Below are 26,059 nucleotides of genomic sequence, written 5' to 3'. Positions count from 1 at the left end.
AACTGATCGGCATTAGAGCATTATGCTCCGTTTTTATTGGTTGCTTCATAAGCCTACAGATTTACTATTTTCTTAAACTCTTCCTCTGAGTATTTCTTCTCTGTGCTTTTAGTCAAATCTGTAATCATTTTGTATCTAAGCTCAGTTGCCATATCTAAGGTACGCTTAAGCTGTCCGTATGAGTAGTCGGCAGCCATGTTCAGAGCCGCTTGTTTATCTACTTTATACATGTCTGTTAACGTTTTATCTAAGTGTGCGACCTGCTTGTATAGTTGAGTTTCTTCTTTGTCCCAAGTTGCTTTTAGTACTGGTAAATACTTATCTGGGTTTGTAGAAGCGAGGGCGGTTAGGCTACGGAACTGCCAATAAGCTGAATCATCACTGTAGTTATCATCGCCTACTTGGTACGCTTTTGGGTAATCTTGTAGGGTTGAGTATAACGGCACTAAAACAGATTCTGGTAACACGCCGAAGCTTTGCCAAATAATACCTTGAAGCTCTTCTGGCATCTCAGGGCGAAGCTGAATAATATGCGACTCTAGTTGACGCTCAACTCTAATTGGTCGTTTCGATTTTCCTTCCAAAACCGTGTCTTTATAAGTCGCGCTAAGTACCTCTGCCACATTTTCAACTGAGATTTTTGTATCAGGTTTCATAAACAAAGGGTATTGCGTCATGCGACTTTGTTGATGCAGCGAAGGTGTCAGTATTTTTTGGCCTAACCATTCACGATCGATATTATACTCATCACCAATAACCCCGAATGCTTTTGCAAAATTGAAAGATTTTTTATCTGCGTTATCAAGCAGTTTGTGTTGTTCTACAAACTCGAATATGTCTTTTGAATGCAGTACCTCTTTGTTTGCCAAGTTCACACCATGTACACGCAAGCCATTTGCAATCATGGCGTAACTGTCATCAGGCACTTTTACAGCAATCCAATGGTGACCTGAACCAATTTCAAATAACCACGCCTCATTGGTGTCTGCAATATAGAGACTGTTTCCTTCACCAGCACCATAGGTTTCGATGTAATGACCGAGTAACTCTACGGCTTGTTTTGCGTTTTCTGCCTGAGGAAGGATTAACGTAGGTATAATGGCTTCGATTACGCCATTGTCGATTAAAGGATCGACCTTGGCGACTTTGTCGTTTATTTCTGCGCTGGTTGTTGCTGAAATGGCAACGTTGTGTTCATTAATCCCACGTTCTTCATAGAATTTTCCGTCGCGATTAACGGTATCCGCATCCCAGTCTGGTATCGCAGAGTAAGCAAAGAAGTGCTTTGGCATCGGAACAATTAACCCGTTACCTAACTGCCAGTCACCTTCTTGGTTATCTTGCGCAGGTCGATACTTTAGGTATTTGTTCCAGTTGTTAATGCTAAAATCTTCATTACGAGCAATCATAATGCTACCGTCGTTCGACGCTTCTTTGCCAACAATAAGCCCAGTACAAGCTATCGCATTACTGCTTAGAGCGACAGCTACTGCAGTTGCAAGAAAGGATACAGACCATATTTTCATTTTAATTCTCCGCTTATAAAACAAGATAATTTAAAGTTAACGTTAGTTGTATTTGCAGGTTTTTTATTATCATTTTATAAAATTAAGTGTACTTATCATCACAAGAGAAAATGCTTCTGCTCGTCACATAACTGATATTTCCATTTGAGAATAATTATCTGAAAAATATGCACTTTTTGAATAAATTGATAAGTTATAGTTGTAAAGTAACCTTGCCATATACGTAGCTTTAATTCGTCGTGTTATGAGAAGTATCATTATCACAACAAGACTTTGTTCGTTTCTAACGTATGGTTTTTGGGTTGCAATCGGATAAACAACAGTGCTGAAGCGCGGTATCTTGTGGGGGCTTTTTTGTGCTTGCAATGAAGTAAACTGCAATGACTGAGAATGTCGTCATTCTCTAAAGCGAGGAACGAGTGTAATAGGGAATCTGTTTGTCTGTGTAGTTTCTGACTTGGTATGAGATCCTCAACTCAGTCGTTCCTCCTTCTCGAGGATGACGGCGAGTGAGGTAAAATACGAGGGTGGGGGTTCAGAGTGTATTCTACGCCAGCCTCTGATCTTGCAGAATGGGCGACTTAGTCACTTTTGTCATTCCCTAAAGTGAGGAACGAGCGTAATAGGGAATCTGCATGTTCGATGGGGGTTGGTTGGACCGGAAATTAGATGCGCTCTACAGAATCTATAAAGCGCAAATTTGGGTACAGCGGCTGGTGGAATGCTTAAGAAAGATTAAACAAACGCTTAAAGTAATGAACAAAACCGGACGGCTTATTCTCAGCTTGATAGATATTCAAGCCATCATAAAAACTTGCCATGAACTCTACGCGAATCTCATCATCACTGCTTCTCGATATACGAGACAACAGCGTAGCGGTTACAGCAGCATGATCATTAGCAAGGCTGTAATCCATTCCTAGTCGTCCCTGAACGAACAACCACAAATGAGTGATTAACTGTAACTGCTGAGTGTTAGAGTTTTGAAACTTGTCGCTGTGCTCAGTACCCACTGTATTATCGAATACATTTTGCATTGCCTCATTCGCTTCTTTATTGCTTTCAAAGCGATAGCTTGCATCGATATGTACCTTGGTTAACAGGCCAAGCAACGTCTGACGTGCAGAGTTGTCCGGCTTGTTCTCGCAAGCGTGCTTAAACAGAGCATGGTTTTCATCAATAAATGACGATAGCTCTTTTTCATAGCCAGTCGTCAGCGCTTTTACTGAATCGAGACCAGCGAGCTGCAGACACGCTTCGAGCTTAGTTTGGCGCTGAGGTTCAGTCTGAGTTTGGGTCTCAGTCATTACTCTGTAGCTCTTCCCACGTTACTTCTGCAGATTGCGTGTCGCTGTTTACGAACGCAGAGTTACCCGACAGCATTACTGAAAGGTCCATAGTACGTTGTGTCATCGCTGCTAGCTGCTCAATACCATCGTTGTCTAGACGAACGATCTGAGCCTTCAGATAACCGAATTTACCTTTGTTCTGTTCCCACCAAACATTCGATTTAGTGTTGAAGCTGAACACGCTAACAGACTTAGATAGGCGAGTCGCTTTCTTAACGCGTTCTGGATCGGGTTCACCAACATCAATCCACTCTAAGATTTGGTCATCTAACGACTTCTGCCATAAATCGGGTTCTTCAATGCTAGACAACCCTTTAGTGAACTCAAGTTCAGGAGATGCATTGATACAGAAAGCAATGATACGAGCCATCATGCGTTGTTCTGTTTCAGAAGGGTGTTGAGCAACCGTTAGATTAAAAGAGTCGTAATAGTCGCGATTCATATCGGTTAAAGAAATACGAAACTTATAGATTGTTGGTTTGAGAGCCATTGATAGGATGTCTTAGATAGAAATAGTGAGGGGATGTTACCTTAAATCTCTGAATAGCGGGTAAAAAAATAGCCAGCAGAGGCTGGCTATTTTTAGAAAGCTTTAAAATACTAAATTAAAGTACTTTGATGCTGTCAGCTTGTGGGCCTTTTTGACCTTGAGATACAGTGAACTCAACTTGTTGGCCTTCAGCAAGAGTTTTGAAACCGTCGCCTGTGATTGCAGAGAAGTGTGCAAATACGTCTGGGCCGTTTTCTTGCTCGATGAAGCCGAAGCCTTTAGTTTCGTTGAACCATTTTACTTTACCAGTAACTGTGTTAGACATGATGATATCCTAAAATTAAATTTTTATTTTGAGCCAATTGTGGCACTGATAGCGCGGAAAAGTTTATTGCTATTGCGTACAACACAACGGGGTTACTAGTAATCCAACGAAATGTTTATATACAAAGAACTTTCTTTCTAGCCGAGATGAAGTCTAAATCAAATTAGGGGATAGTCAATCGAATCCATAGTGAAAGGTTGCAGAAACTTGGGGGTAGTCAAACTTTGCATTCCTTAAATATCATGGAGTTACAGTTGTATGGTGATTTGTTGTAGTTTTTGTGAAAAAGGTGGTCGAAATTGATGACGAATTTGGAGTAATTGCACTGTTTTGGCACATTTATTTTCCAAATTATTAAGCCGCTAATTGGTGCCTGGCCCCAATTTTAACGGCTTACATTTATAAATCTCACGGTAAGCATCATGTGTCTATTGGAACGAGCTTTTGACTACTTTTTCAAGCGATACAGGTTGCCATTATCGGTACTGAAAAAGATGTCGCCGCTTGGTGAAGTTTCAATGTCTCTTATCCTCTCGCCTAAATCTTCTAAAATACGTTCCTCTTTAATTGTTTCACCTTGTCCATTGACTGTCACAATATTGATGTGGGTAAGTTTAAGCGCGCCGGCCAGCAGCTTTCCTTTCAACTCTGGGTATTTGTCACCTTGGTAAACAATCAAGCTGCCCGGAGCGATTGAAGGAACGTAGACTTTTTTAGGCGCTTCAATGCCATCCTTAGTTTCAGACTCGCCTACGCTAATTGGGCCCCAATACTCTTTTCCGTGTGATGTGACAGGCCACCCGTAGTTGGCACCTGCTTTAATTAGGTTGATTTCGTCACCACCTCGCGGGCCGTGTTCAATCGACCACAGCTTCTGGGTCGGGAAGTCGTAATACAAGCCTTGTGGATTACGATGGCCATAGCTCCAAATCTCATTGAGTACCTTGCTGTTATCCGAGAACGGGTTATCGCTTGGTGTGCTTCCATCAGCATTCAATCGTAATATTGATCCGGCGTGAGTCATGGTGTCTTGGCCGTTGTCTCGATCACCACGGTCGCCGATTGAAAAATACAGGTGGCTATCATCAAAGGTGATACGGCTGCCAAAGTGACGTCCGGTGTCCGTTCTGGATTTAGATACAAACACGTCTGTCCAATTGGTAACTTCATTATTGCTGTAATTAGCAGAAGCCAGTGTCGTTACGCCTTCACCATCGACGTCTTTACTGTAAGTGACGTAGAACTTTTCGTTTTCAAAAGGGGAGAGCGCGATATCCAACAGACCACCTTGGCCTTTCGCCCAAACATTGGGCAGCCTGAACAGCGTGCTTTGCTCACCCGTCTTTAAATCAACCTGTTTAATGACGCCAGCTTTTTCTGTTACTAGCATGGAGTTATCGTTGATATAAGCCAACCCCCAAGGGATCACGAGTCCGTCGGTGATCTTCTCTACTTGCCATGCAAAAGCAGAGGATATTGGACTCGATGCGATGAGTGCCAAAGCACAGGAAATAAGACGATGATGATTCTTCATGGGAGTCCTTTGTTTTCATGACGTGGTATTAGTTTAGCTTGTGGTCGACAGGTGCAAAGGTTGGGTTACTGAAAAGTGACTATTCATTTATTTAGTTCAACCAGTGTTGTATGAGTAAGCAAGCTCACGTATGTTTAGCCTGCCATTCTCTATTCGATTCCTTCGGAGCATAATGAATACTACCCTTGCAACATCTTCGCTGTTTTCTCTGTCTGTATGTTGTCAGGTTGATACTCAAGCTATCTATTCTCAAACCACCCGATCTCAAAACAGCTGTTATATTGGATACTTTACATCATGAGTCGTCGATTTGATTTTAAATCGATCTTACTTGCGTGTTTAGTCATCAGTATCGGCCAGCTCAGTATGGGGCTGGTATTTCCATCATTACCTTGGATCGCGAAAGACTTTGATGTCTCGCTAGAACAAGCTCAGCTTCTGGTGAGTGTCTATTTGTTAGGTTTTGGGCCTTCTCAGTTTATTTATGGCCCAATTTCCGATGCTCTAGGGCGTAAGAAGGTGCTGTTAAGTGGTTTGTTGATTGCGATGCTTGGGCTATTAATGATCATCTTCTTTAGCCATTCATTTACTAGCATGGTGATGGGGCGTTTTCTGCAAGGCTTAGGAACGGGTTGTTGCGCTGTACTTGCTCGTGCTTCCACGCGGGATAGATTCAGTGGGGCAGATTTACCTTTAGCTATGTCCTACATTGCGATGGTCGCGTCTATTACACCTTTGATTGCGCCCGTAATCGGCGGCTTTATTAACTTCCATTTTGGCTGGAGCATGGTGTTCATCTCGCTACTTGGCTATGTCTCATTAGCTTGGATGGTTTTGGCGTTCAAGTTTAAGGAAACCGTCACTCAGATCTCCGCTATTCCTTCGCCAAAGAAAATGGTTTCTCAATACAAAGAGTTGCTAACTTCTCGCTATTTTATGAGTTTTGCGAGTATTGGCTGGCTTAACTTTAGTTTGATGATCACTACCGTATCAGTGATGCCATTTATTATGCAAAACCAGATTGGCATGACGTCTGATGAATACGCGATGTGGGCGGTGATTCCTGCTTTAGGCATGCTGGGTGGAACAAGTTTATGTAACCGTATTCGCCCCATGTTGGGCAACAAGAAAACTCTGTTATGTACCCCTGTATTGCATATCTTCGCGGCGTTGTGGCTTTTCTTTTGCCCACTTGAGCCTTTGTATCTCATGCTTGGCCAGTTCTTGATGATTCTTGGCAATGGTATTGCCTTGCCTTGTGCTCAGGCGTTGGTGATGTTGCCTTATAAGAAGAACGCTGGCGCTGCTGCTGCGATGTCTGGCGGCGGGCAGATGGTGGTGTCTTCAATGGTGAGTATGGGGCTAGTTCAACTAGGGCTAGGAGAAGCGTGGCATTTATCGCTTGTCATCATGTTTTTCACTCTTATTACCCTGATTAATATTTTACGTGGTTTCAGTAGTCAAGAAGCGAGAGAGTCGCAGCTGAGCTAGTTAATTAGTTATTTAATTATTTAGCTAGCGAGTGAAAAACGAAAAGGCCATTAAAGTTCTGAGACTTCAATGGCCTTCTTTATGCTTAGAGCTTAGAGCTTAGAGCTTAGAGCTTAGAGCTTAGACTTAAGCTGAAATGCCCGAACTATTCACAGACGACTGCAACCTTCTCACTTGCTGCTGTCTTAGCTGGAACTGGATGATCGATCAGTCGAATCGGAGACTCATACAAAGCTGATAGCGCTTGTTCATCAAGTAACTTATCCGCACTGCCTTCAAAAGCAATCTGACCTTTTTTCAGTGCAACGATGTGTGTCGCGTAACGCAGTGCTAAGTTCAAATCGTGCAAAATGACGATCACCCCAACATTTTCCGTTTTGTTGAGTTCAGACAGTAAACCCATAAGCTGAAACTGATGATGCACATCCAGTGCCGAAGTTGGTTCATCAAGGATTAGTACTGGTGATTGCTGAGCCAACAACATCGATACCCACGCGCGTTGACGCTCTCCTCCAGATAAATCATCCGCCAAGGCTTGCGAGAATTCAGTGACACCGGTTCTTTCCATCGCCTGTTGGATAATCGACTTATCTTCTGAATTCCAGCGACCTAGCGCGCCTCTCCATGGAAAACGTCCTAAACGAATCAACTCTTCTACGGTTAAGCCAGCAGAAGCGGGGAGCTTTTGCGGTAGATAAGCAATTTTTTTCGCTAAATCTTTGCTTTTGAATGAAGAGAGGGAAGCGCCGTCTAGTTCCACGCTGCCGTGATCCGGCGACATCTGCCCTGAGAGTAAATTAACGAGTGTAGATTTACCCGAACCATTATGGCCAAGAACGACTGTCAGTTCATTGGTCGGAATCGTGAGGTCTTCGATTGAGAGAATGGTTCGTTCATCACGAACAATTTTTATGTTTGAAAGCTGAAACATGTCAGTCCTGTAATTAGATCAGTAGCGAAGCTCAATGGGAGAAGGCTCGTCGTATTGAACTTTAATAGGTGTATTAGCTGTAATAAATGGCGTGACTAAGCGATTTTTTTGTTGTCTGGATGCCTAGGGCAATTATCACAGTACTTTCTTGAATCGCACTTATAAACCAGGCAGCAGCTGATTCTGATCAGTTTTAACATCCCCGAACTAGAGTCCACTTTAAGGCTGTCTAAATGATTTTCAGACAACTGGCATGCTTCTAACCAAAGCTTAGCTTGCGCAATAATGTAATCGTTGGTCAGGCTTGGTTCGTGTTGCTGAAGTTTTATCAAACTGCCTAACAATAGATCGGCCAATAAATGATTGGTAAATCCTGGGCGAATACGTGTCCATTCACTGATCTGGCTTCGATAAAACTCAGTCAGTGCAAGAATGGCTTCACCAGCATCGGGAATCAGCTCTTCTGGTGAACCATGTTGATGATCACCATTAAAGAAGCGGTAGCCAGTAATGAACTCTTTGTATCTAAATTGACCGATATTCTTGATGTCGGGCAATGAATGAAGCCCATAGATAGAAATGAAAGTCACATAGATAGGCTGCCAACACACGAGATCCCAGGTTCGCGTTAACCAATACGCTTTGCCTGCTTCTGGGTGGCTTTGCGAAAGACCATCGTAAACTCGTTTGAGCTCTTTATGGCTATTCTCATTTGTTACCGCAATGCTCTTGTTATTAAGTGCACCAAAGCTACCGCTTAAATAAGGGGTCACTTGTTTTGAGTAAGCGAAGATTTTTTGATGTAGAGACGGGGCTTTCCGACGAGTGATAATATTGTGCAGTTGGGGAAGCATCTTAAATCAATAAATGAGAATCAGTTGCGTTATCATAACGAACATAGTCGAGGATAACCATACAAAATGGAGCATCTACTCGGTGCTTTTTACGTTTTTGAGATTTATAAAGTTTGGGTGGGCTGTCCTTTTTTCAGTGATAAAAGCCACTTTAAGTGATAAAAGTATTGTTGAACCCAACACGCCCTAGTCAAAAATAGAGAAGATGAAAGCTTGAATATGAACACACCTGCATTTGACCGTATCAGCCGCGTTCTGGCTTATATCCATGCGAATCTTAGCTCTGCGTTATCGCTAGAAGATTTAGCGACGCAAAGCTGTTGGTCTCGTTGGCAGCTGCAAAGAGTGTTTCAAGCCGAAACCGGGCTTACCGTGGCGAACTATGTGAGAGAGCTAAAGTTAAGTCAGGCTGCCGAAGAGCTGCTTGATGGAAAAGATCGTGTTATCGATATTGCGCTTGGTCTCGGATTCAATTCAGAAATAAGCTTTAGCCGTTCGTTTAAGCAAATGTTTGGGGTAAGCCCAAGTCAGTATAGAAAAGCAGGCAAAAGAGTAGGGTTAAAAAAACCGATACAAGTATCTGAAACGGTGAGTAATTCAGAAAATAGGGCGTTAAGCTTTGTGGAAGTGCGCATTGATGAAAGAGAGTCTTTCCTAGTGAAAGGCATGACATCAGAAATCAGTGGTCTGTTTTCAATCACGCAAGACTTCGCTCAGAAAGTCCCTCAGCTATGGTCACGTTTAGAAGGTGAGGTTGAAATCCCTGACGCCAACATGCTCCAGTTTATTGGCGTTGTTGACCTGACTCAGTCTTGTTTTGACGGAACCAATATTTACTATTGGGCGGGCGTTGAGCTTCATGACGAGATCTCTATCCCGCAACTGCCTAGTATTATCTCTGATAAGTTAGAGGTGCTGACGATTCCGAAGCAAACCTATGCTGTAGTGAAGCACCGTGGTCCTATAGAGCATCTACCCCATACTCTAAGTTGGTTTGTGCTTAATTGGCTTCCAAATTCAGGTTATCGTGGCGTTGATGGTTATGAACTTGAGATGTACCCATTTGGTTATCAAGCTCATGCTTCTGATGCGGAAATGGAGTACTGGGTTCCTATTATTAAATCGTAGTCATATTTCAGCTCTCCGACTTTCTCCCCCCTTCTCAAAAGCCTTTGTGTTACAAGGTCAAAGGCTACAAGGTCAAACGCTACTAGGTCAAATGTTACTAGATCAATTGTGTGTTTAATCAGCAATTGACCTAGTTTTACTCAAAATAGGCCAAGTTCTTTTTGAACTTGCACCAAATTGTTAATTATCCTACCTCTAGACACATACAATGCAAATGAGATTTATTACTATTTACAATTAAGCATTGGTACCGAGGGAATCATGACCACTCACACTCGTTTTAAGTATTCATCATTGGCAGTCGCGTTGCTGACTGCGTTTTCAGCGCAAGCATTCGCGGAAGATACCGCTACTTCGGCAGATTCGAATGTAGAAACTATCACTGTTATGGGTAAAGCCTACCGTAATACAGCAACGAAAACCGTTTTAGCACCAGAAGAAACGCCGCAAACACTTAACGTTATCGAAAGCGAACAGATGGAACAACGTGGTGTTAAGTCTGTAATGCAAGCTCTTCGCTATGCACCAGGTGTATCAACCGAGAATAAAGGTGGTGCAGTGGTTCTTAGTGATTGGGTTAAAATTCGCGGTTTTGACTCTACGAATAACTATTATGACGGAATGATGTTGCCAATCCTTCCTGGATGGAACGTACAACCTCAGATTGATCCTATTGCGATGGAGCGTTTGGAAATATTTAAAGGTCCAACATCGGTTCTTTACGGATCAATGCCACCAGGAGGCATGGTTAATATCATCGCAAAAGCGCCTAAGTTTGAAGAGTCTACAAAAATTGGCTTAGCAACGGGTTTAGATAACTTAGTTGAAGCGTCAATTGATACAACGGGTGCTTTGAGTGACAACGTTGCTTATCGCTTGGTTGCTCTGGGTCGTAAGAAAGATACGCAAGTAGACGGCGTTGAGGAAGAGCGCTATGTGATTGCGCCATCAATCGATTGGTATGTGTCTGATAAAACCTTTATTAACTTCAATCTTTATTATCAGAATGACCCTGCACTAGGTCAGAACGTGACACTCCCATTAGCGGCGATTGAATCAGGAAAAGTCTCACCTTCGACATTTGCCGGGGATGTTAATTACAACACCATCAAACGTGATTTCTTGATTACTGGTTATAAATTTAACCATGATTTCAACTCAAATTGGGCATTTCTTCAGAATTTCCGTTATATGAAAACTGACTTTTATCAAGAAAGTACTAGCAGTGGCAATTTTGATGCTTCAACTGGCTCATTAGCTCGTTCGGCATATAGCACCGATGAAAGTTCTACGGGTATTAGTGTTGATAACCAACTATCGGGCTTAGTGTCGACTGGCTCATTGGATCACTATTTACTTTTTGGTGTGGATTATCGAAACACAGAGGGTGATGTAGCCTACGACGCTTTCGCAGGTGTTGATAGCATCAACCTTTACAATCCAAATAACAATAAGCTGAATCCGAATGATTTTACAAAAACGTATTATCAAAATAACGACATTGAAGTGAGTCAGCTTGGATTCTATTTCCAAGATCAGATGTTGATTGATAATTGGGTGTTCATTGCTGGTGGTCGTTTTGACAAAGTCGAAACAACGACAAAAGTATCAGTATTGGGTGGTGCACCAAGCAAAACGGATACTGATGATACAAACTTCTCATACCGCTTAGGCGCTTTGTACAAATTTGATAACGGTTTATCTCCATTTGCTAACTTTGCTACCAGTTTTGAACCGAGTGTAAAGTTAGATACTAACGGTAATAACTTAGATCCTGAAACCGGTGAACAAGTCGAGTTTGGTCTTAAGTATGACTCATATGAGAATATGATTTCAGGTTCGATGGCTCTGTTCCAAGTGAATAAGAAAAATGTTGGAGTTCGTCCTGATGGCGCTTCACCATGGACTTCAGTTGGCGAGATTCGCTCACAAGGTATTGAGTTGGAAGGACGAGCACAAGTCACTGAAAACTTGGATGTGTTGGCGAACTACACATACACCGATATGGAAATTACGGAAGATAGAAATGCATCAAATATCGGACAAACACCAGTATTTGTACCAGATCATACTGCAAATGTTTGGGCTAACTACTTTGTACGTAGTGGTGCAATGAGTGGCCTTAGAGTCGGCGGTGGCGTGCGTTATGTGGGAGAAACTGTTCTAAACGATACGTCAGACAAAAATAAAGGCCAAGTACCTTCATATACTTTAGTTGATTTGTCTCTAGGTTATGACTTAGGAGAGGTTAACAGCTCGCTTAAGAACGCAACAGCTAATGTCGTTGCAAATAACATATTCAATGAAGAGTATTACACTTGTTGGAATGAGAGCTATTGCTGGTACGGTCAAGAGCAAACTGTAGAATTTAATGTCAATTACGAATTCTAACTAAGTTAGGGTTATCAATTTAAAGCAGCCTTAACTGGGCTGCTTTTGTCGTTTGAATAAATATAGAATTTAGATTGAGTAGACAACAATATGAATTTACAACGAATCGCTTCCCATGTTTCTAAAATAAAGAGCTTGCATACAAAGCTGGCGTTATCCGTATTAGCGAGCGCTTTATCGTTTAATGTGATGGCCGATTACCAAGTTGAAGACAGCGAGGGCGTTAAAACACTTGAAGCTCAGCCTGTTAGAGTGGCTGCGTTGAACTGGGACATAGCCGAACAAGTGATTGAACTCGGTATAACACCAGTGGCAGTGCCTGATATCGCTGGCTATACCGATTGGGTTGTTCAACCTGCGATCCCAGAAGGCGTGGCGGACATTGGCACTCGAACTGAGCCCAACTTTTCTGCTTTGAAGAAGCTAAACCCTGATGTGATTCTCATCGCTTCACCGCAGAAAGATCTTCAGGAACGACTTTCTGAAATCGCGCCCGTGCTTTACTACCAAACGTACAGTGAACAGCACAGCAATGCTGCGGCTGCTATCGAGAACTTCAAGAAGATTGGCCAGTTACTTGGCAAAGAAGAACAAGCGAACAACAAATTGACTGTGATGGATGAACGTATCGCTGTTCTAAAAGCTGAGTTAGACAAAGCGTATCCGGGTGACAAGCCAAAAGTTACTTCTTTCCGTTTTGCGAGTACCACATCGGTGTTTATCTACGGCGATAATTCGATTCCACAATACGCACTCGAAAAGCTTGGTTTTGAAAATGCGATGGATCTTCCTGCGAGTCAGTGGGGCATCAGTCAAAAACGAATGACTGAACTTAAGAACGTAAAGAAGGGCATTGCGCTTTACTTTGAACCTTTTCCATATCAAGAAAAGTTAGACCGATCTCCGGTTTGGAAGAGCATGCCTTTTGTTCGTAATGGTCAATTTAGCCCAGTAGCGGCAAGTTGGAGTTACGGCGGTGCCATGTCGATTTTGTATAACGCAGAAGCTATGGCGCAATCGCTGTTGACGTTAGCGGAGCAGTAATGAAATCCAGTGGTTTGGTGATGGGGGCAGCGCTGTTTTTCGCTTCCCTTGTTCATTTATGGTTAGGGCAATCTGAATTTGGCCCTATCGGTGAGCTGCTCCAGCAAGTTTCACTGATCAGTGACAGCGCGAGATTCAACTCAATGGTTGATGATTCATTCGAGTTGATGGCGTTAATCTATGTCAACTTGCCTCGCTTGGTCATGGCGATCTTGGTTGGCGGAACACTCGGCACCATCGGTAGCCTGTTTCAACAACTGACACAAAATCGCATGATGTCGCCGCTAACCTTAGGTACATCGTCAGGAGCATGGCTTGGTCTGGTTATTCTGAATGTGGTTGCGCCGATGTTGGTTGCTCAGTATTCAGTTTGGTTCGCTCTGATCGGTGCACTGCTCGCGATGGGGCTGATTGTTTCGATTGTCGGAATCAAAAACATGAGCGGCTTGCCAATTGTTTTGGCGGGCATGGCGGGCATGGCGGTCAACTTGTTGCTAGGGGCATTTGCGACAGCAATTATCCTGCTTAACGACCAGTACGCACAGAACTTGTTTGTATGGGGAGCGGGTGATCTAGGACAGAACGGTTGGGAACAAGTAATTTGGCTGATGCCTAAGCTACTTCCGATCTTTGCCATCATCTTATTGGCGCCAAGAGTCCTGACTTTGCTTTCGATCGGGACTGAAGGGGCAGCAGCGCGCGGGCTCAATATTGGCGCAACATTCTTTGTATTGATGGCGGTTGGCGTTTGGTTGGTGTCGGTGTCGATTACCTCAGTGGGTGTGATCAGCTTTATTGGTTTGATAGCTCCAAACATCGCGAGACATTTGGGCTTTTTAAAGGCGAAATCTGAACTCATCGCAAGCTGCGTGTTGGGTGCGCTGTTGCTTTGTGTGACCGACAGTTTGGCTATCTTCTTGGCGCAATGGTCTTTGGATATGATTCCAACAGGGACGGCAACCGCGGTGATTGGCGCTCCAGCGTTGATCATAATTGCGAGAAAGCAATTATCGGCTCAAGATCAGCTGTTTTTCTCGATGCCTAAAGGCCCAAAGTTTATTTCACCTTTGGCTTACTTCTTGTTGGGCACAATGATTTTTGGGCTGTTGGCGTTGAGTACGCTCTCACAGCCTTCTTCTGATATGGGCTATTTTGTTATCCCAGACGCATTTGAATGGTCGATTCGTTGGCCGAGAATATTAACGGCGATATTCGCTGGTGGCGGTTTGGCGGTGGCGGGCGTGATTTTACAAAGGTTAGTCTACAATCCGCTTGCAAGCCCGGACATTCTTGGTGTGTCGGCGGGCGCTGTTCTGGCGTTGATTTTCAGTAGCCTATTCATGGGTTATTCGATTCACTCATTGAGCCCTTGGATTGCTTTCTTAGGCAGCGCGATTGCACTGTGTTTATTGCTATTCCTTGGCAAGAAGCATCAGTTTGCACCTTCGATCTTGATTCTCACAGGTATCTCATTAACCGCAGTTTTGGAAGCTTTGGTGCAATTCTCTTTAACGCGAGTGGGTGAGGGGAAATACACTTTATTGGCTTGGTTGGCAGGCTCTACCTATCGTGTTGAACCTGAGTCGGCAATGATTATGACCATGGTGATAACGGCTTCTATCGGGGCTGCTTTGCTATTGAGCCGTTGGGTGACCTTAATTGCGACTGGCCGACAGTTCGCGAGTGCCAGAGGGCTGAATATCAGTATCGCCTACGTGGCACTGTTGTGTATTGTTGCGATCTTATGTTCGGTCGTGACAACCACCATGGGACCAGTCGCGTTTGTCGGCTTGTTAGCTCCGCATATCGCAGCAATGGTGGGCGCTCGTTTGGTTCGAGAGCAGATCATCTTGTCGTTTTTGATTGGTGCAGCATTGATGCTATTTGCAGACTGGTTAGGGCAAGTGGTGGTGTTCCCAGCGCAGCTTGCCGCAGGGACGTTAGTTTCAATTATTGGTGGCAGTTATTTCATCTTCTTGTTACTGAAATCTCGAAGAACATAGGTTCTGTCAAAACAGAGAGCCCTTGATTATCAAAGCTACTGGTATTCAAAGCTATTGGCAATAAAAGCTACGAATGAAAAGCAGTGAATGGAGCGAACCATCACTGCTTTTTTATTGATGTCGTTTGTGTAAGGGGGAGGTGTTAAGCAACACAGGTCTCGCTTCTTAATGTGCAAGTTTGGCATATGTTAATAAAATGTATAATCTAAAGATCTGACCACTCATAAGGTAGCCACCATGCCAAACCTCGATCGTATCACTTGTTCCATTGATGAAAACCAAATTGCCACCGTTGTGCTGAATAGACCCGATAAGCTCAACGCTATTGATATGGCGATGTTTGAAGGCGTCAATAATATGATCAGAGAACTCAAAAAGAATAACGAGATTCGCGCTGTGATAGTGAAAGGTAATGGTACGGATTTTTGTTCAGGGCTCGATGTTAAATCGTTATTGAACAGTAAAGTTGGAGCGATGAAGCTTTTGTTCAAATGGTTGCCGACGTTGCCAAATGCGGCTCAGTATTTTTCTATTGGTTGGCGAGAGATCCCTTGCCCTGTCATTTTTGCGATTCACGGGCGTTGTTGGGGAGGTGGGCTTCAATTAGCCAGTGGTGGCGATTTTAGAATCGCTAGCCCAGATGCGAACTTCTCGATATTGGAAGCGAAGTGGGGGTTGATTCCTGACATGGGAGGCGCTATCGCATTTAGAGAGCTGATGCGTAAAGATCACACCCTAGAAATGGCGATGACGGCCAAAGTGATCGACTGTGAAACCGCGAAAGAATATGGATTGGTGACCAAGATTGCTGAAGACCCTTACGCTGAAGCCTATGCGTTGGCACTTGAGTGCGCGAATCGGTCGCCAGATGTTGTCGCTGCTAATAAGAAACTCTACAACAAGACTTGGTGGTCCAGTCCTGGGTTCGCCTTATTTTACGAGACTTGGTATCAAATAAAGGTAGGGTTAGGTAAGAACAGAGCAATTGCTGCTCAACGTGAAATTCATCCAGACAAGCCGCGTCCATACGTCGCTAGAAGGTTCAAATAGCGCTTGTAAAGTAATAACGGGTATTCCCATTGTTTATAGGGCTTTGCGGTAACCTTAGATCAATTTAATGTCTAAGGCTAAATGAGCAATCTGATGAACAAAACTTTTACTTACTCGCTAGCTGCCACCGCAATTTTTACAAGTTTAAATGCTTTCGCAAGTGGTCTATTTTTACAAGAAGCTGTCGTCGCCAATGCCGGTACAACTGGCGCAGGTGACGGTGTTTACTCTCGTTCAGCTGCTGCGATGTGGACCAACCCAGCAACCATGTCTCACATGGGCGAAAGCAAAACGACTATCAATACCATGGCGTTTGACCTTGAGATGAAATATCAAGACAACCAAGACTCTAGCGGTGATGGTAAAGGCCATTCAGTGTTGCCTTCATTTGGTGCTTTCCACGCGCATCAAGTAACAGACCAACTGCACCTTGGTATCGCACTTGGCGCTGTTGGTGGCTCAAGCCTTGATTACGGTAGCGATTGGGCAGGTGCTGCCCTTCTAGAAGAAATTACTCTGACCGCAATGCAAGTGAATCCATCACTGAGTTATAAGCTGAATGACCAATGGTCTGTTGGCGCAGGTATTCAATTGAGTTGGGCTGCATTACAACAGTCATCTTCTCTTTTTATAGCCAAGCAAGATACTGACTGGGCTTATGGTTATAACCTTGGTGTTATGTACACTCCAACAGAGAAGTTAAAACTGGGTGCGAGTTACCGCTCGAAACTAGAGCACGAATTTAACAATGATGTGAATGTCTTTACTGGCGGTAAACGTTCATTGAATACTGGTATTGATGTACCTGAACTCGTTGATGTCAGTGCAAGCTATGCATTGAATTCTCAATTAGATTTATTGGCAAGCATCCAGTTTCATCGTTGGAGCCAATGGGACAATACTGTTTTGGATCTAGGTACCAACGAAAATGGGGACTTCCCAATTAGTCAAACTCTACAACGTGACTGGGATGATGTTTGGAAATTTGCTGTTGGTGCTGACTACCAGCTGAACTCTGACTGGCGTTTAAAGGCGGGCTTCTCTTACGAAACCTCTCCACAAGACGATCCTTCAATGCAGTGGGTTGATCTCCCTGTAGGCGAACAGTATCGCTACTCGGTAGGTGCTTCAACGTATTAGGATGATATCTTGATCGATGTGTTCTACGAATACGCGGACTTAGGTTCGGTTGAGATGAATCGTGATGGACCTACAGGGCGCAACTTGCTCAATGGTTCTTTCGATGGCCGTATCCACTTTGTTGGCGTTAGTGCGACCTTCTAATGGCATTACGTACTTTATTACTTGCTGCTGCTGCAACGTTCGGGTCTATGGGGGCTTTTGCTGAAGAGAAGCACCCTGATGATCCGACTAAGATTGTAACCAAAGCTGGCGTTGCTTATAACGAAGAGCTTAAGTTTTCGGGCTCTATTGGGCTGGATGAAGCGCGAATGATCAACGCTCGTGTCAACGCTGATGGAGAAGAGTGGCGATTAGGCGGTTCATGGCTGTTGCCGATGGGTATCGTGAATTTCAACTTTAGCCGTTCTGAATATGATAACGATGCTTATAAGAACAACTACAGTATTGGCACATTTATACCACTGAGCTATTTCGATATTGAGCCGTTCGGTTGGCAAATCTTCCCAATGGCTGGTTACAGCTACAACGATGGTGAAGTAGCCGTATTCGATGGTGAGAATGTGGGTTCTGATTATGTATTGATGCCGAGCTCGACACATGGTGGCTATATCGGAGCGTTTGGCTTAAAAACGATAACCGATGAATGGTCTATCATGGGCTTTGGTGGTGGTTCAATGGGTTCTGACGATTACTCTGGCTATTGGATTGGCGTTGGTGCGAGTTATAAATTGAGTGATGCTCAATCATTCAATTTCTTCACAATTTTTGCTGAGGATGATTTTGGAGAGAACAACAGTGTTGGCGCATCTTACACCTATGAGTTCAAATAGCTGTTAGCAATTCGCAGGTGGACGTCTCTCGTAAGAACCATTCACTTAGTCCAGATTAAATTGAACAAAGTCGCTTATTAAAACTGAGCGACTTTCTTTTATTCTATTTCCCAATCTTTTTTATCTCTTTCTGCTGCTTTCTATCTCTTTCTAATGTGAGAGTACTGCTCTCTTAATCTAGATTAAGTTTTCCTCGTCTTATTCTCTGTACTATCCGCATAAATCAACGCCCATTCAGTAATGGACAAAAGATAGTTACTTTGTGAAAAAGAAGTGGTTCTCTTTTGTCTTTTAAAATGGGCAAACATAATAAAGATTTAATGAGGATAAGACTTGAGCACTTTGTTTACAGAAACCCGCATCGGCAGCATGACATTGAAGAACCGCTTCATGAGAAGTGCAACGTGGGAAAATATGGCTACTGAAGATGGGCATATGACAGATAAACTGTACGCTATCTATGAAGAGCTGGCTCAAGGTGAAGTCGGCTTGATCGTAACGGGTTACGCGAACATCGTTGAAGAAGAAAAGCCGAATGCGGGCATGATTGGTATGTATAACGACTCATTCATTGCAGAGTATCAGAAGCTGACTCAACTGGTGCACGACAACGACTCTAAAATCGTGATGCAATTGGCTTATGGTGGCACCAAAACCACGCATGATCTTGGCGAACGAGTGATCTACGCACCAAGTGAGGTTCCAGAAAAAGGAACTCAAACTCTAGGCAAAGAGATGACCAAAGACGAGATCAACTACATTGTTGATGCCTTTGCTCACGCGTCATTAAGAGCACAGAAGTCAGGTTTTGATGGCGTTGAAATTCATGCCGCTCACACTTACCTGATTAACCAATTTTTAAGCCCTTATTACAACCAACGTGAAGATGAATACGGCGGTAGCTTAGAAAACCGCATGAGATTTTTGTTAGAGATCTATACCGCGGCGCGCAAGCTGGTGGGTGATGATTTCCCTATCTTAGTTAAGCTTACAGCTTCGGAGTTTTTTGAAGGTGGCGTGACCTTCGACGAAACACGTATTGTGTGTAAAAAGCTTGAACAAGTGGGCGTGGATGGCATTGTCGTGTCAGGTAATATTCATGGTAAAGCCGACACTATGATTGGCGAATCTCACGATGGGTTCACTATTCAAGCTGAAGGTTATTTTCACGAATATGGTCATGCTATCAGCCAAGACGTTAACATTCCGGTGATCACTGTGGGTGGATTGACGGATTTCGATGCCATTGAAGCCATCGCAAACAACACGGGCATTGAATACTTCGCGCTTTCAAGACCGCTGCTTTCTGAACCCCATTTAGTTAAGCGTTGGAAGGAGGGGGATAGAAGCCCTGTTGAATGCGAACGATGCTCTAAATGTCGTACTAAGCGCGGTAACTTCTGCGTGGTGAATAAAGACAGAAAAGCACAGCTTGCTCGAATGTAGTCGCTGACCCCGGCTCCAATCGTGAGCCGAAATTTATAGCCGAGTCTAAGTTTGAGCCTGTGTAATCGCGCAGGCTCTTGTTCATGCCGTATTCCACGAAACGATATTTGAAACCTTATTAATCACATCTTCCTGTCAAATTGGTGCGACTAAACAGATACACTACGCCTGTAAATTATCCAACCAAGTTATCGATAAAAACTGAGCAAACTTTGAAACTACTTCCTCTTCTTAAGCAACCTCGAATCCACTGACGCCTCTTTAGTTTTAGCGACATTGCTATGATTTAAGCGTGATACTCACTATTCATCCCAGTGAACCCTGTGTTTATAGGGCGTTAGTTTGTGCACCTTGGATTTGCATCGTCGAACATTCTGATAGTTAACGAATAAAACTAAATAGATCATTCAGAGGTAAAAATGCAAAAGAAGCATTGGTCCAAATTCGAGTTGCTGCATGAAGTCGTAACCAACCCCAATATTCACGTAAAAGGTCAACACAGTTATTACAGCGATTGCTGGGATAACGGCTTTGAACAATCGGTAGTGCGTTATTTACACGGCGACGAAGTCAGCCGCCAGTGGGAGCCTCGATGGGAAATCGACGAACTCTATATCGGTGATTATGTCTGTATTGGCGCAGAGGTCGTGATTTTAATGGGTGGCAACCATACACACAGAGTTGATTGGTTTTCACTGTATCCATTTATGGATGTTATCGACGACGCCTACATTGGCAAAGGCGATACTCACATTGAAGATGGGGTGTGGTTAGGCATGAGAGCGATGGTGATGCCCGGTGTGACGATTGGCGAAGGCGCTGTAGTTGCAGCGAATAGTGTGGTGACTAAAGACGTCGCTCCATACAGCATTGTCGGTGGTTCACCAGCTAAAGTCGTCAAATACCGCTTTGATGAGTCCGTTATTGACGAACTCATGTCATTCAAAATATACGAGTGGCCCTCAGATAAATTTGAAGCGCTGAAACCGTATTTATGTAACTCAGACTTTTCAAAGTTAAAGCAGGCGATAACGGATTACGACAATTGTTTGTAAGGAGCGCTTGTAACGAGCATTTGTAAGGAGCGTTTTTAAGGTACGGGTATAGCCATAGATTTGTGTAGAAAGATCTGTGTCATATTTATATTGAAAAACACGTTAAATCAGTTCGTTACCTTGCAATACTCAACATGGTGTACCAATCTTATTTCATAAGCATGGATAAGGATTGTGTATGCCCGCAAGTTCAATGAAAAACAAAGGGGTGGTGGGGAAAGTCCTACTGCCTTCTTTACTCATAAATCTTCTCTCTCTCGCCGTTCCGTTAACGGTTTTACAAATTTACGATCGTATTTTACCTAACCAAAGTTACGGTACTGCCACTTTGTTGTTGGCGGGTGCAGCGTTGGCTGTTGCCATGGAAGCATTGATCCGGTTTGTGCGTACTTGGCTTTTGTCAGCCGCGGCCAGCAATACCGAGAAAGCGACCTATCAAACCTTGGTTGAAAGAGTAACAACGGCTTCATCAGGCCATCTCCGCCAAATTGGTGTTGGCGGCGTGGAAGAGGGGCTTGGTTCTGTATCCAAAGTCAAAGATTGGTATTCCGGTGGTGTGATTGCAGGCTTTATTGATTTGCCTTTTGCCTTGATCTTCTTGGGCTTGGTGGCTTACATCGGCGGTGAGCTGGTGGCGATACCTTTGGCAGTTTGGCTGATTACTCTCGGAATCGTTTGGTTATCTTCTATTCGCGTTAAAAGCTTAAGTGAAGAAGCTTCCCAAGATGAGCAGGAGCGAAAAGCGTTTTTGATTTTGCTAAGCCAAACCATTCAAGGAATCAAACGTCAGGCTGTTGAGTCTCGAATCTTTAATCAGTTTAAATCCCTCAATAATGTTCGCTCTCAGTCTAAAGCGAGAGAAGAAGAACAGAACGCCTTCGCCCAAGAATGTATTCAGCTTGCTGCATTAGCCACGTCAGTTTTACTCGTGATTACGGGGAGCTTGTGGGTGTTGGATGGCCAGTTAACCACTGGTGGATTGGCGGCATGTTCTATCTTATCGGGCAGAGCCGTCGCACCTTTAAGTGCTTTGGTGGGAGTTCGAATTAAGCTTAATTCAATACACAGTGCTAATCAGGCAATAGAAAAATTGAGTGACTTATCACTATCGGACTCTTCAGATTCTGAGCAAACCGAGAACCACTTATCTGACTTTGAGACGTTGGAAATTCAGCAAGCGACCGTTGAAAGATACGGTGAACTCTCTCATGCAGATGTCACCTTGAATAAAGGTGAGTTGGTATTGTTAGAGAGTGAAGATCGCCACACCAACAGTCATTTATTGTCGTCGATTGCAGGTATTGATGATCTAAAAGTGGGTGAGTGCTTCATTAACGGAGCTGCCGTTTCAATCGCATCCGTAACCAATATTGTGGCCTACTGTGGCGTTAAAGGGCAGTTGGTGTCGGGTACTATTCTCGACAACTTGTGTGGCTTTGACCCTGAGAAAACGCAAAGCGCCAGTGACTATGCAAAGCGTTTGGGTTTAACCAAAGAGATTACTCGATTACCCGATGGACTAGAGACACAAATTGGCCATACGAGTGCTTCTTTGTTGAGTATGGGTAACGTGAAAATGCTCAATATCGCGGCTCAATTGGCAAGTGATAAACCCATAATCATGTTGGAAAGGCCGGATTCTTCACTTGATTTAGACGCCCTTGGGAATCTAGCTAAGGTGTTGGAAGAAGAAGTAACGGCAGGACGCACGATACTGATGGTGAGCTACCATTCGAAGCTTCGCGAATTTGCTAATCGAATCATTACAGTGGAAAGTCGAGCTATTACGGTCGACAGCGAGAACAACCAGGAGGCCGTCGTATGAATCGTTTAGATATTGGTAACCCTTCAGGTACGAACAACCGTGCAGATACCAGCGGTCGACAAGAGGTGATGAATCATTTAGAAACTGAGAGCCTTTCCGTTCTTAAGCAGTTGGAAGTTAATGCTAATATCCAGTTGTTCGCACATCAATGGGTCGATGAAAATGGCATTGAATCAATCGACGATATGTTTGCCTTGTTCGACAGGCTTGCACTGCCTTATCGCTTGGTTGCCAACCTAGATGAAGTTGGTGAACATAAATTGGTCTTACTGGTACTTGGTGAACATGAGCTGGTCTCTGGTCATTTAGAATCCAAGCAATTTGTTGCCTTTAATGCCAATGACGACATCACCGATGTCCCTCAGTTTTGTATTGTTATCGAAGGGCCACCATTAGAGAAGGCCTCTCCTGATTGGGTTGGCGAAAGGTTACATGCGTTTCGTCCCATCATTCCTAAATTGTTGTTGGTCAGCTTTATCACTAACTTATTTGCGCTTGCTGTTCCCTTCATCACGATGTCGATTTATGACCATGTGATTGGCGGTGATGCAGGGCATGAGTTGCAAGGCATCGCTATTGGCGTGGCGTTGTTGTTTGTGATGATGGGTTGGTTGAGAACATTACGTAGCCGAGTGTTTGCTTCAGTTTCCAACCGAGTAAGTCGTGAGATTTCTCAATCCCTCGTGCAGCGTCTGCTTCGTAATAGCTATGCTCAAAATCAGCAAACAGCTTCTTCTAGTCAGCAAAACCAAGTGATGCTGTCGGAGCGTATTTCAGGTGTGCTATCGGGGCCATTAGGAAATGCGCTGTTTGACCTACCATTCATTCTTATTTTTGTACTTGCGATAGGTGTTTTAGGCGGATGGTTGGTACTGGTTCCAGTCGTCTCTTTAATCCTTTATTACTTGCTAGCAAAACGCTCGATACGCTCTAGCAGCAAGCGCTCTATGCAATCGACAGTGGCAGGTACGAATCGTCAAAACATGACTAATGAGCTGTCATCCAAGCTTGCCTTTATTCGCAGTGCTGGATTCTCAGAGCACTGGATTCAACGTTTCAAAAAGGCCAATCTTCTTGCTTCAACAGTGACCTTTAATCAATCGGTTCTCCAGAGCCGGTACACCTCGATTTACTATTTCATTGGTGTGGGGTCGACACTCGCCGTGATGGGGTTAGGAATAGGACTTATTTTTGAACAAGTGATGACGCCCGGTGGTTTGATTGCTTCAATGATGTTGATATCTAAGGTGACTGGCCCAGCTCAGGTGTTGGCAAACAGCGCGATGCGTTTTAATAGCTTTAATCAATCCAAGCTGCAAGTGAACCGTATTTTGTCTCAGCCGTCTGAGCGTGAATTCAGTTACCAGCATCACCCGTTACCTGTGGTAGCGCCTAACTTGAAATTAGACCAAGTGACACTGCGCTATCCCAAACAGAGTCGCCCTGCCTTGAATGGTGTGAGTTTTGATATTGAAGCCGGTGAAATTGTCGCGATTACCGGCCCTTCTGGGAGCGGTAAATCAACATTAATTGAAGTGCTGTCTGGCTTGCAGCCTATCCAAAACGGCATGGTTGAGCTTGAAGGCGTTAACCTCGTTCAATACGATCCGCAGCTTTATCGCCACTGGTGTTTCATTCGAGCCGCATATCCTGATTTGCTTACGCTGAGTATTCGAGAGTGGCTAAACGACGGTCACAAAGTCGAAGATCAGAAAATGATCTCTGCAATTGAAATGGTCGGCGGAAAGCGTTGGTTCGAGACATTGTCAGGTGGGCTAGACACCTCCATCAGTAGTATTCAACCGGACAGCCTTTTTGACATGTTGTCTGGCAGCGTCGCGCAGATCCTCATTGATGCAAAAGCGCTGGTTTATGACTACCCAATGTTCTTAATGGATAATCCTGTGCCTGATGCTCACCCAAATGCTAAACGTATATTTGGTGAGTTTGTGCAGTCGAAAAAAGGAAAAGCAACGGTGATCTACACGTCCCACGATCCGGATTTAATCAAGCTTGCCGATAAAGTGGTGGTGTTAAATGAAGGAGCTGTAGTTTATGCAGGCCCATTAGAGCCGGAGCAGTCTTCGAAGCAGGAACAGCCTTCAGAGCCTCAAGTTTCTCAAGAACCGCAGTTATCTGAGCAACCGTTATCTCAAGAGCTACAGCCGTCAACTCAAGAGGCGTCTGCTCAACAAAATGCAGCCCAACAAGAACAATCAAAGTCTAAGCAAGGAGTCGCTAATGACTAAACAATCTATCGAGAAGGGCAAGCGCTACGGTGAACTTGTTGAATCACAAAATACGGCTCGTACATTGGCACTGGCCACATGGTCGGTTGCCTTATGTGTTATTGCTTTTGCCACTTGGTCTGTAGTCACTCAAGTTGATGAAATCGCCAAAGCCAAAGGTGCTGTGATTCCGGAAGGCGAGAAGCAAGTATTACAAAGCGCGATTGGCGGTAAGTTAAAGCAAATTCTCGTTAAAGAAGGCCAGTTGGTAGAGAAAGGCCAGCCGCTTGTTGAGTTTGATGCCACTTTCCAGCGTACCGCCCTTGAAGAGCTAAAGTCCCAACAAGTGACGCTTCTAGCCAGTGTGGAACGTATGAATGCGCTGCTTGAGCAGCGTGAGCCTAACCTTGCTGAGTTTGAGGTCGATTACCCAGAGATCGTCAGCCAACAAAAAGCGCAGCTAAACGCGCAAAAAGCCCTCTACTTCCAAAAGCGTGTGGTGCTTGAGAAAGAGAGCGAGCAAATTGCAGAGCAGCTTCGTAGCGTAGAAAAGGCCTTGCCGAGTTATGAGAAAGAGTTAAATGCGACTAAGCAAGAGTTGAACATACTAGAAAAGGGTTATAAGTCGGGTAACATTTCACGTTTACGTGTGCTTGAAATGCGACAAAAATTGGCCAGTATCGAACAGAAAATCGAAGAAGCTCGTGGTAAGAAGTCGGTATTGATTAGACAAGCTGACAGTAATGACCAAAAAATCATACAGCTTTTGGCGGAAGCGAAAGCTAAAGTGAGCGATGATCGTTCTAAAGCCGTATCTGACTTATCAGCATTGAATGCTAGAGTTCGTTCAAGCCAAGCTAAATTGACCAACACCATGTTGGTGTCACCGCTACAAGGCTTGGTGCAAAGCCTGCCAAGCACGCAAAACGGTGGTGTTATTCAGCCAGGTGGCACTGTGGTTGAAATCGTTCCTGTTGGTGGGAAAGCCGACTTTAAAGCGCGTTTGTCACCAAGAGATATTGGTTTTGTGAGTGTAGGGCAGCCGACTCGTATCAAGATTGATGCGTTTGATTACAGCCGCTTTGGGGCGCTAAAAGGGGCGGTGGAGAGTATTTCACCGACCACAAGTCAAAGCGAACGTGGCGAGATCTATTATGAAGTCGTCGTCTCGGTGGATGTTCCTTATTTCCGTGATAATCCGGAGAGCTTTTCTATCTTGCCAGGTATGACGGGCGAGGTAGATATTACAACAGGTGAGAAATCAGTATTCCAGTATTTATGGAAACCGATTTATACCAACGTGAGTGTCGCGTTTGGGGAGCGTTAGTTTGTTTTATAGTTAAAAGTTATAACTGAAATTTAAAAGAGAATAGAAATAAAAAGGAACACTAAATAGTGTAATGCCGATCAGTTAAA

19 protein-coding genes and 1 pseudogene are annotated in these 26,059 nt (G+C 44.0%); 13 read left to right on the top strand and 7 right to left on the bottom strand.

The genetic code is table 11. The features are described from left to right. Positions 1-53: 53 nt before the first annotated feature. The 5 genes from AB4589_RS20485 to AB4589_RS20465 form a co-directional block, all read right to left on the bottom strand. On the bottom strand, positions 54-1,526 hold the full coding sequence (locus tag AB4589_RS20485) for a C69 family dipeptidase (RefSeq protein WP_029225581.1): 1,473 nt from the start codon (positions 1,524-1,526) through the stop codon (positions 54-56). Between the two features lie 725 nt (positions 1,527-2,251). After that, positions 2,252-2,833, bottom strand: coding sequence for a hypothetical protein (locus AB4589_RS20480; RefSeq protein ID WP_372101587.1), 582 nt, complete (start codon positions 2,831-2,833; stop codon positions 2,252-2,254). Then, the gene (locus AB4589_RS20475; RefSeq protein ID WP_004731545.1) at positions 2,826-3,365 is read right to left on the bottom strand and encodes a YaeQ family protein; all 540 of its coding nucleotides are present in this window, start codon (positions 3,363-3,365) and stop codon (positions 2,826-2,828) included. Before AB4589_RS20475 ends, AB4589_RS20480 begins: the two co-directional genes overlap by 8 nt. A 115-nt stretch (positions 3,366-3,480) precedes the next feature. Next, on the bottom strand, positions 3,481-3,690 hold the full coding sequence (locus AB4589_RS20470) for a cold-shock protein (protein WP_004731543.1): 210 nt from the start codon (positions 3,688-3,690) through the stop codon (positions 3,481-3,483). A gap of 448 nt (positions 3,691-4,138) precedes the next feature. Further along, positions 4,139-5,224: a PQQ-dependent sugar dehydrogenase gene (locus AB4589_RS20465; RefSeq protein WP_372101586.1), complete on the bottom strand. Its 1,086-nt coding sequence runs from the start codon at positions 5,222-5,224 to the stop codon at positions 4,139-4,141. A 297-nt stretch (positions 5,225-5,521) separates the two neighbouring features. Between AB4589_RS20465 and AB4589_RS20460 the strand changes: the two genes are divergently transcribed. Beyond that, positions 5,522-6,715 carry a multidrug effflux MFS transporter gene (locus AB4589_RS20460; RefSeq protein ID WP_372101585.1) on the top strand — a complete coding sequence of 398 codons (1,194 nt, stop codon included), beginning with the start codon at positions 5,522-5,524 and terminating at the stop codon, positions 6,713-6,715. Positions 6,716-6,860: 145 nt separating this feature from the next. On the opposite strand, the gene AB4589_RS20455 is transcribed toward AB4589_RS20460, so the two are convergent. Further along, positions 6,861-7,646 (bottom strand): ABC transporter ATP-binding protein, encoded by a 786-nt coding sequence (locus AB4589_RS20455; protein ID WP_372101584.1) that lies wholly within the window; start codon positions 7,644-7,646, stop codon positions 6,861-6,863. Positions 7,647-7,741: 95 nt separating this feature from the next. After that, a complete protein-coding gene (locus AB4589_RS20450; RefSeq protein WP_012600441.1) occupies positions 7,742-8,500 on the bottom strand; it encodes a siderophore ferric iron reductase in 759 nt (252 codons plus the stop codon). Between the two features lie 219 nt (positions 8,501-8,719). Between AB4589_RS20450 and AB4589_RS20445 the strand changes: the two genes are divergently transcribed. The 12 genes and pseudogenes from AB4589_RS20445 (at position 8,720) to AB4589_RS20390 (ending at position 25,970) form a co-directional block, all read left to right on the top strand. Next, on the top strand, positions 8,720-9,628 hold the full coding sequence (locus AB4589_RS20445; RefSeq protein WP_372101583.1) for a helix-turn-helix domain-containing protein: 909 nt from the start codon (positions 8,720-8,722) through the stop codon (positions 9,626-9,628). 261 nt (positions 9,629-9,889) lie between these two features. Continuing rightward, positions 9,890-12,019, top strand: a complete 2,130-nt coding sequence (locus tag AB4589_RS20440) for a TonB-dependent siderophore receptor (RefSeq protein ID WP_135441736.1) — start codon at positions 9,890-9,892, stop codon at positions 12,017-12,019. 90 nt (positions 12,020-12,109) lie between these two features. Beyond that, positions 12,110-13,063: an iron-siderophore ABC transporter substrate-binding protein gene (locus AB4589_RS20435; RefSeq protein ID WP_372101582.1), complete on the top strand. Its 954-nt coding sequence runs from the start codon at positions 12,110-12,112 to the stop codon at positions 13,061-13,063. After that, positions 13,063-15,066 carry a Fe(3+)-hydroxamate ABC transporter permease FhuB gene (gene fhuB / locus AB4589_RS20430; RefSeq protein ID WP_372101581.1) on the top strand — a complete coding sequence of 668 codons (2,004 nt, stop codon included), beginning with the start codon at positions 13,063-13,065 and terminating at the stop codon, positions 15,064-15,066. The genes AB4589_RS20435 and fhuB overlap by 1 nt, the downstream gene beginning before the upstream one ends. 237 nt (positions 15,067-15,303) lie before the next feature. Then, positions 15,304-16,116 carry a crotonase/enoyl-CoA hydratase family protein gene (locus AB4589_RS20425; protein ID WP_371709273.1) on the top strand — a complete coding sequence of 271 codons (813 nt, stop codon included), beginning with the start codon at positions 15,304-15,306 and terminating at the stop codon, positions 16,114-16,116. Positions 16,117-16,209: 93 nt separating this feature from the next. After that, positions 16,210-17,400: pseudogene (locus AB4589_RS20420) on the top strand (OmpP1/FadL family transporter). Then, entirely contained in the window at positions 17,400-18,089 is a 690-nt protein-coding gene (locus AB4589_RS20415; RefSeq protein WP_371709275.1) for a hypothetical protein, read from the top strand. The pseudogene AB4589_RS20420 and the gene AB4589_RS20415 overlap by 1 nt, the downstream one beginning before the upstream one ends. Before the next feature lie 333 nt (positions 18,090-18,422). Further along, complete coding sequence (locus tag AB4589_RS20410; RefSeq protein WP_372101580.1) at positions 18,423-19,535, top strand: NADH:flavin oxidoreductase; 1,113 nt, start codon at positions 18,423-18,425, stop codon at positions 19,533-19,535. A 419-nt stretch (positions 19,536-19,954) separates the two neighbouring features. Then, positions 19,955-20,590, top strand: a complete 636-nt coding sequence (locus AB4589_RS20405; RefSeq protein ID WP_017082045.1) for a CatB-related O-acetyltransferase — start codon at positions 19,955-19,957, stop codon at positions 20,588-20,590. Positions 20,591-20,768: 178 nt separating this feature from the next. Further along, positions 20,769-22,415: an ABC transporter transmembrane domain-containing protein gene (locus AB4589_RS20400; RefSeq protein ID WP_372101579.1), complete on the top strand. Its 1,647-nt coding sequence runs from the start codon at positions 20,769-20,771 to the stop codon at positions 22,413-22,415. Then, positions 22,412-24,664: a peptidase domain-containing ABC transporter gene (locus AB4589_RS20395; protein WP_372101578.1), complete on the top strand. Its 2,253-nt coding sequence runs from the start codon at positions 22,412-22,414 to the stop codon at positions 24,662-24,664. The genes AB4589_RS20400 and AB4589_RS20395 overlap by 4 nt, the downstream gene beginning before the upstream one ends. Further along, positions 24,657-25,970 carry an HlyD family type I secretion periplasmic adaptor subunit gene (locus tag AB4589_RS20390; RefSeq protein WP_048614198.1) on the top strand — a complete coding sequence of 438 codons (1,314 nt, stop codon included), beginning with the start codon at positions 24,657-24,659 and terminating at the stop codon, positions 25,968-25,970. Before AB4589_RS20395 ends, AB4589_RS20390 begins: the two co-directional genes overlap by 8 nt. Positions 25,971-26,059: the final 89 nt, after the last annotated feature.

This window comes from Vibrio sp. 10N.222.49.A3 (assembly GCF_041475145.1).
Lineage (GTDB): Bacteria > Pseudomonadota > Gammaproteobacteria > Enterobacterales > Vibrionaceae > Vibrio > Vibrio tasmaniensis_A.
The sequence above is the reverse complement of the archived record's forward strand: the minus strand, read 5'-3'. Positions and strand labels throughout refer to the sequence as shown.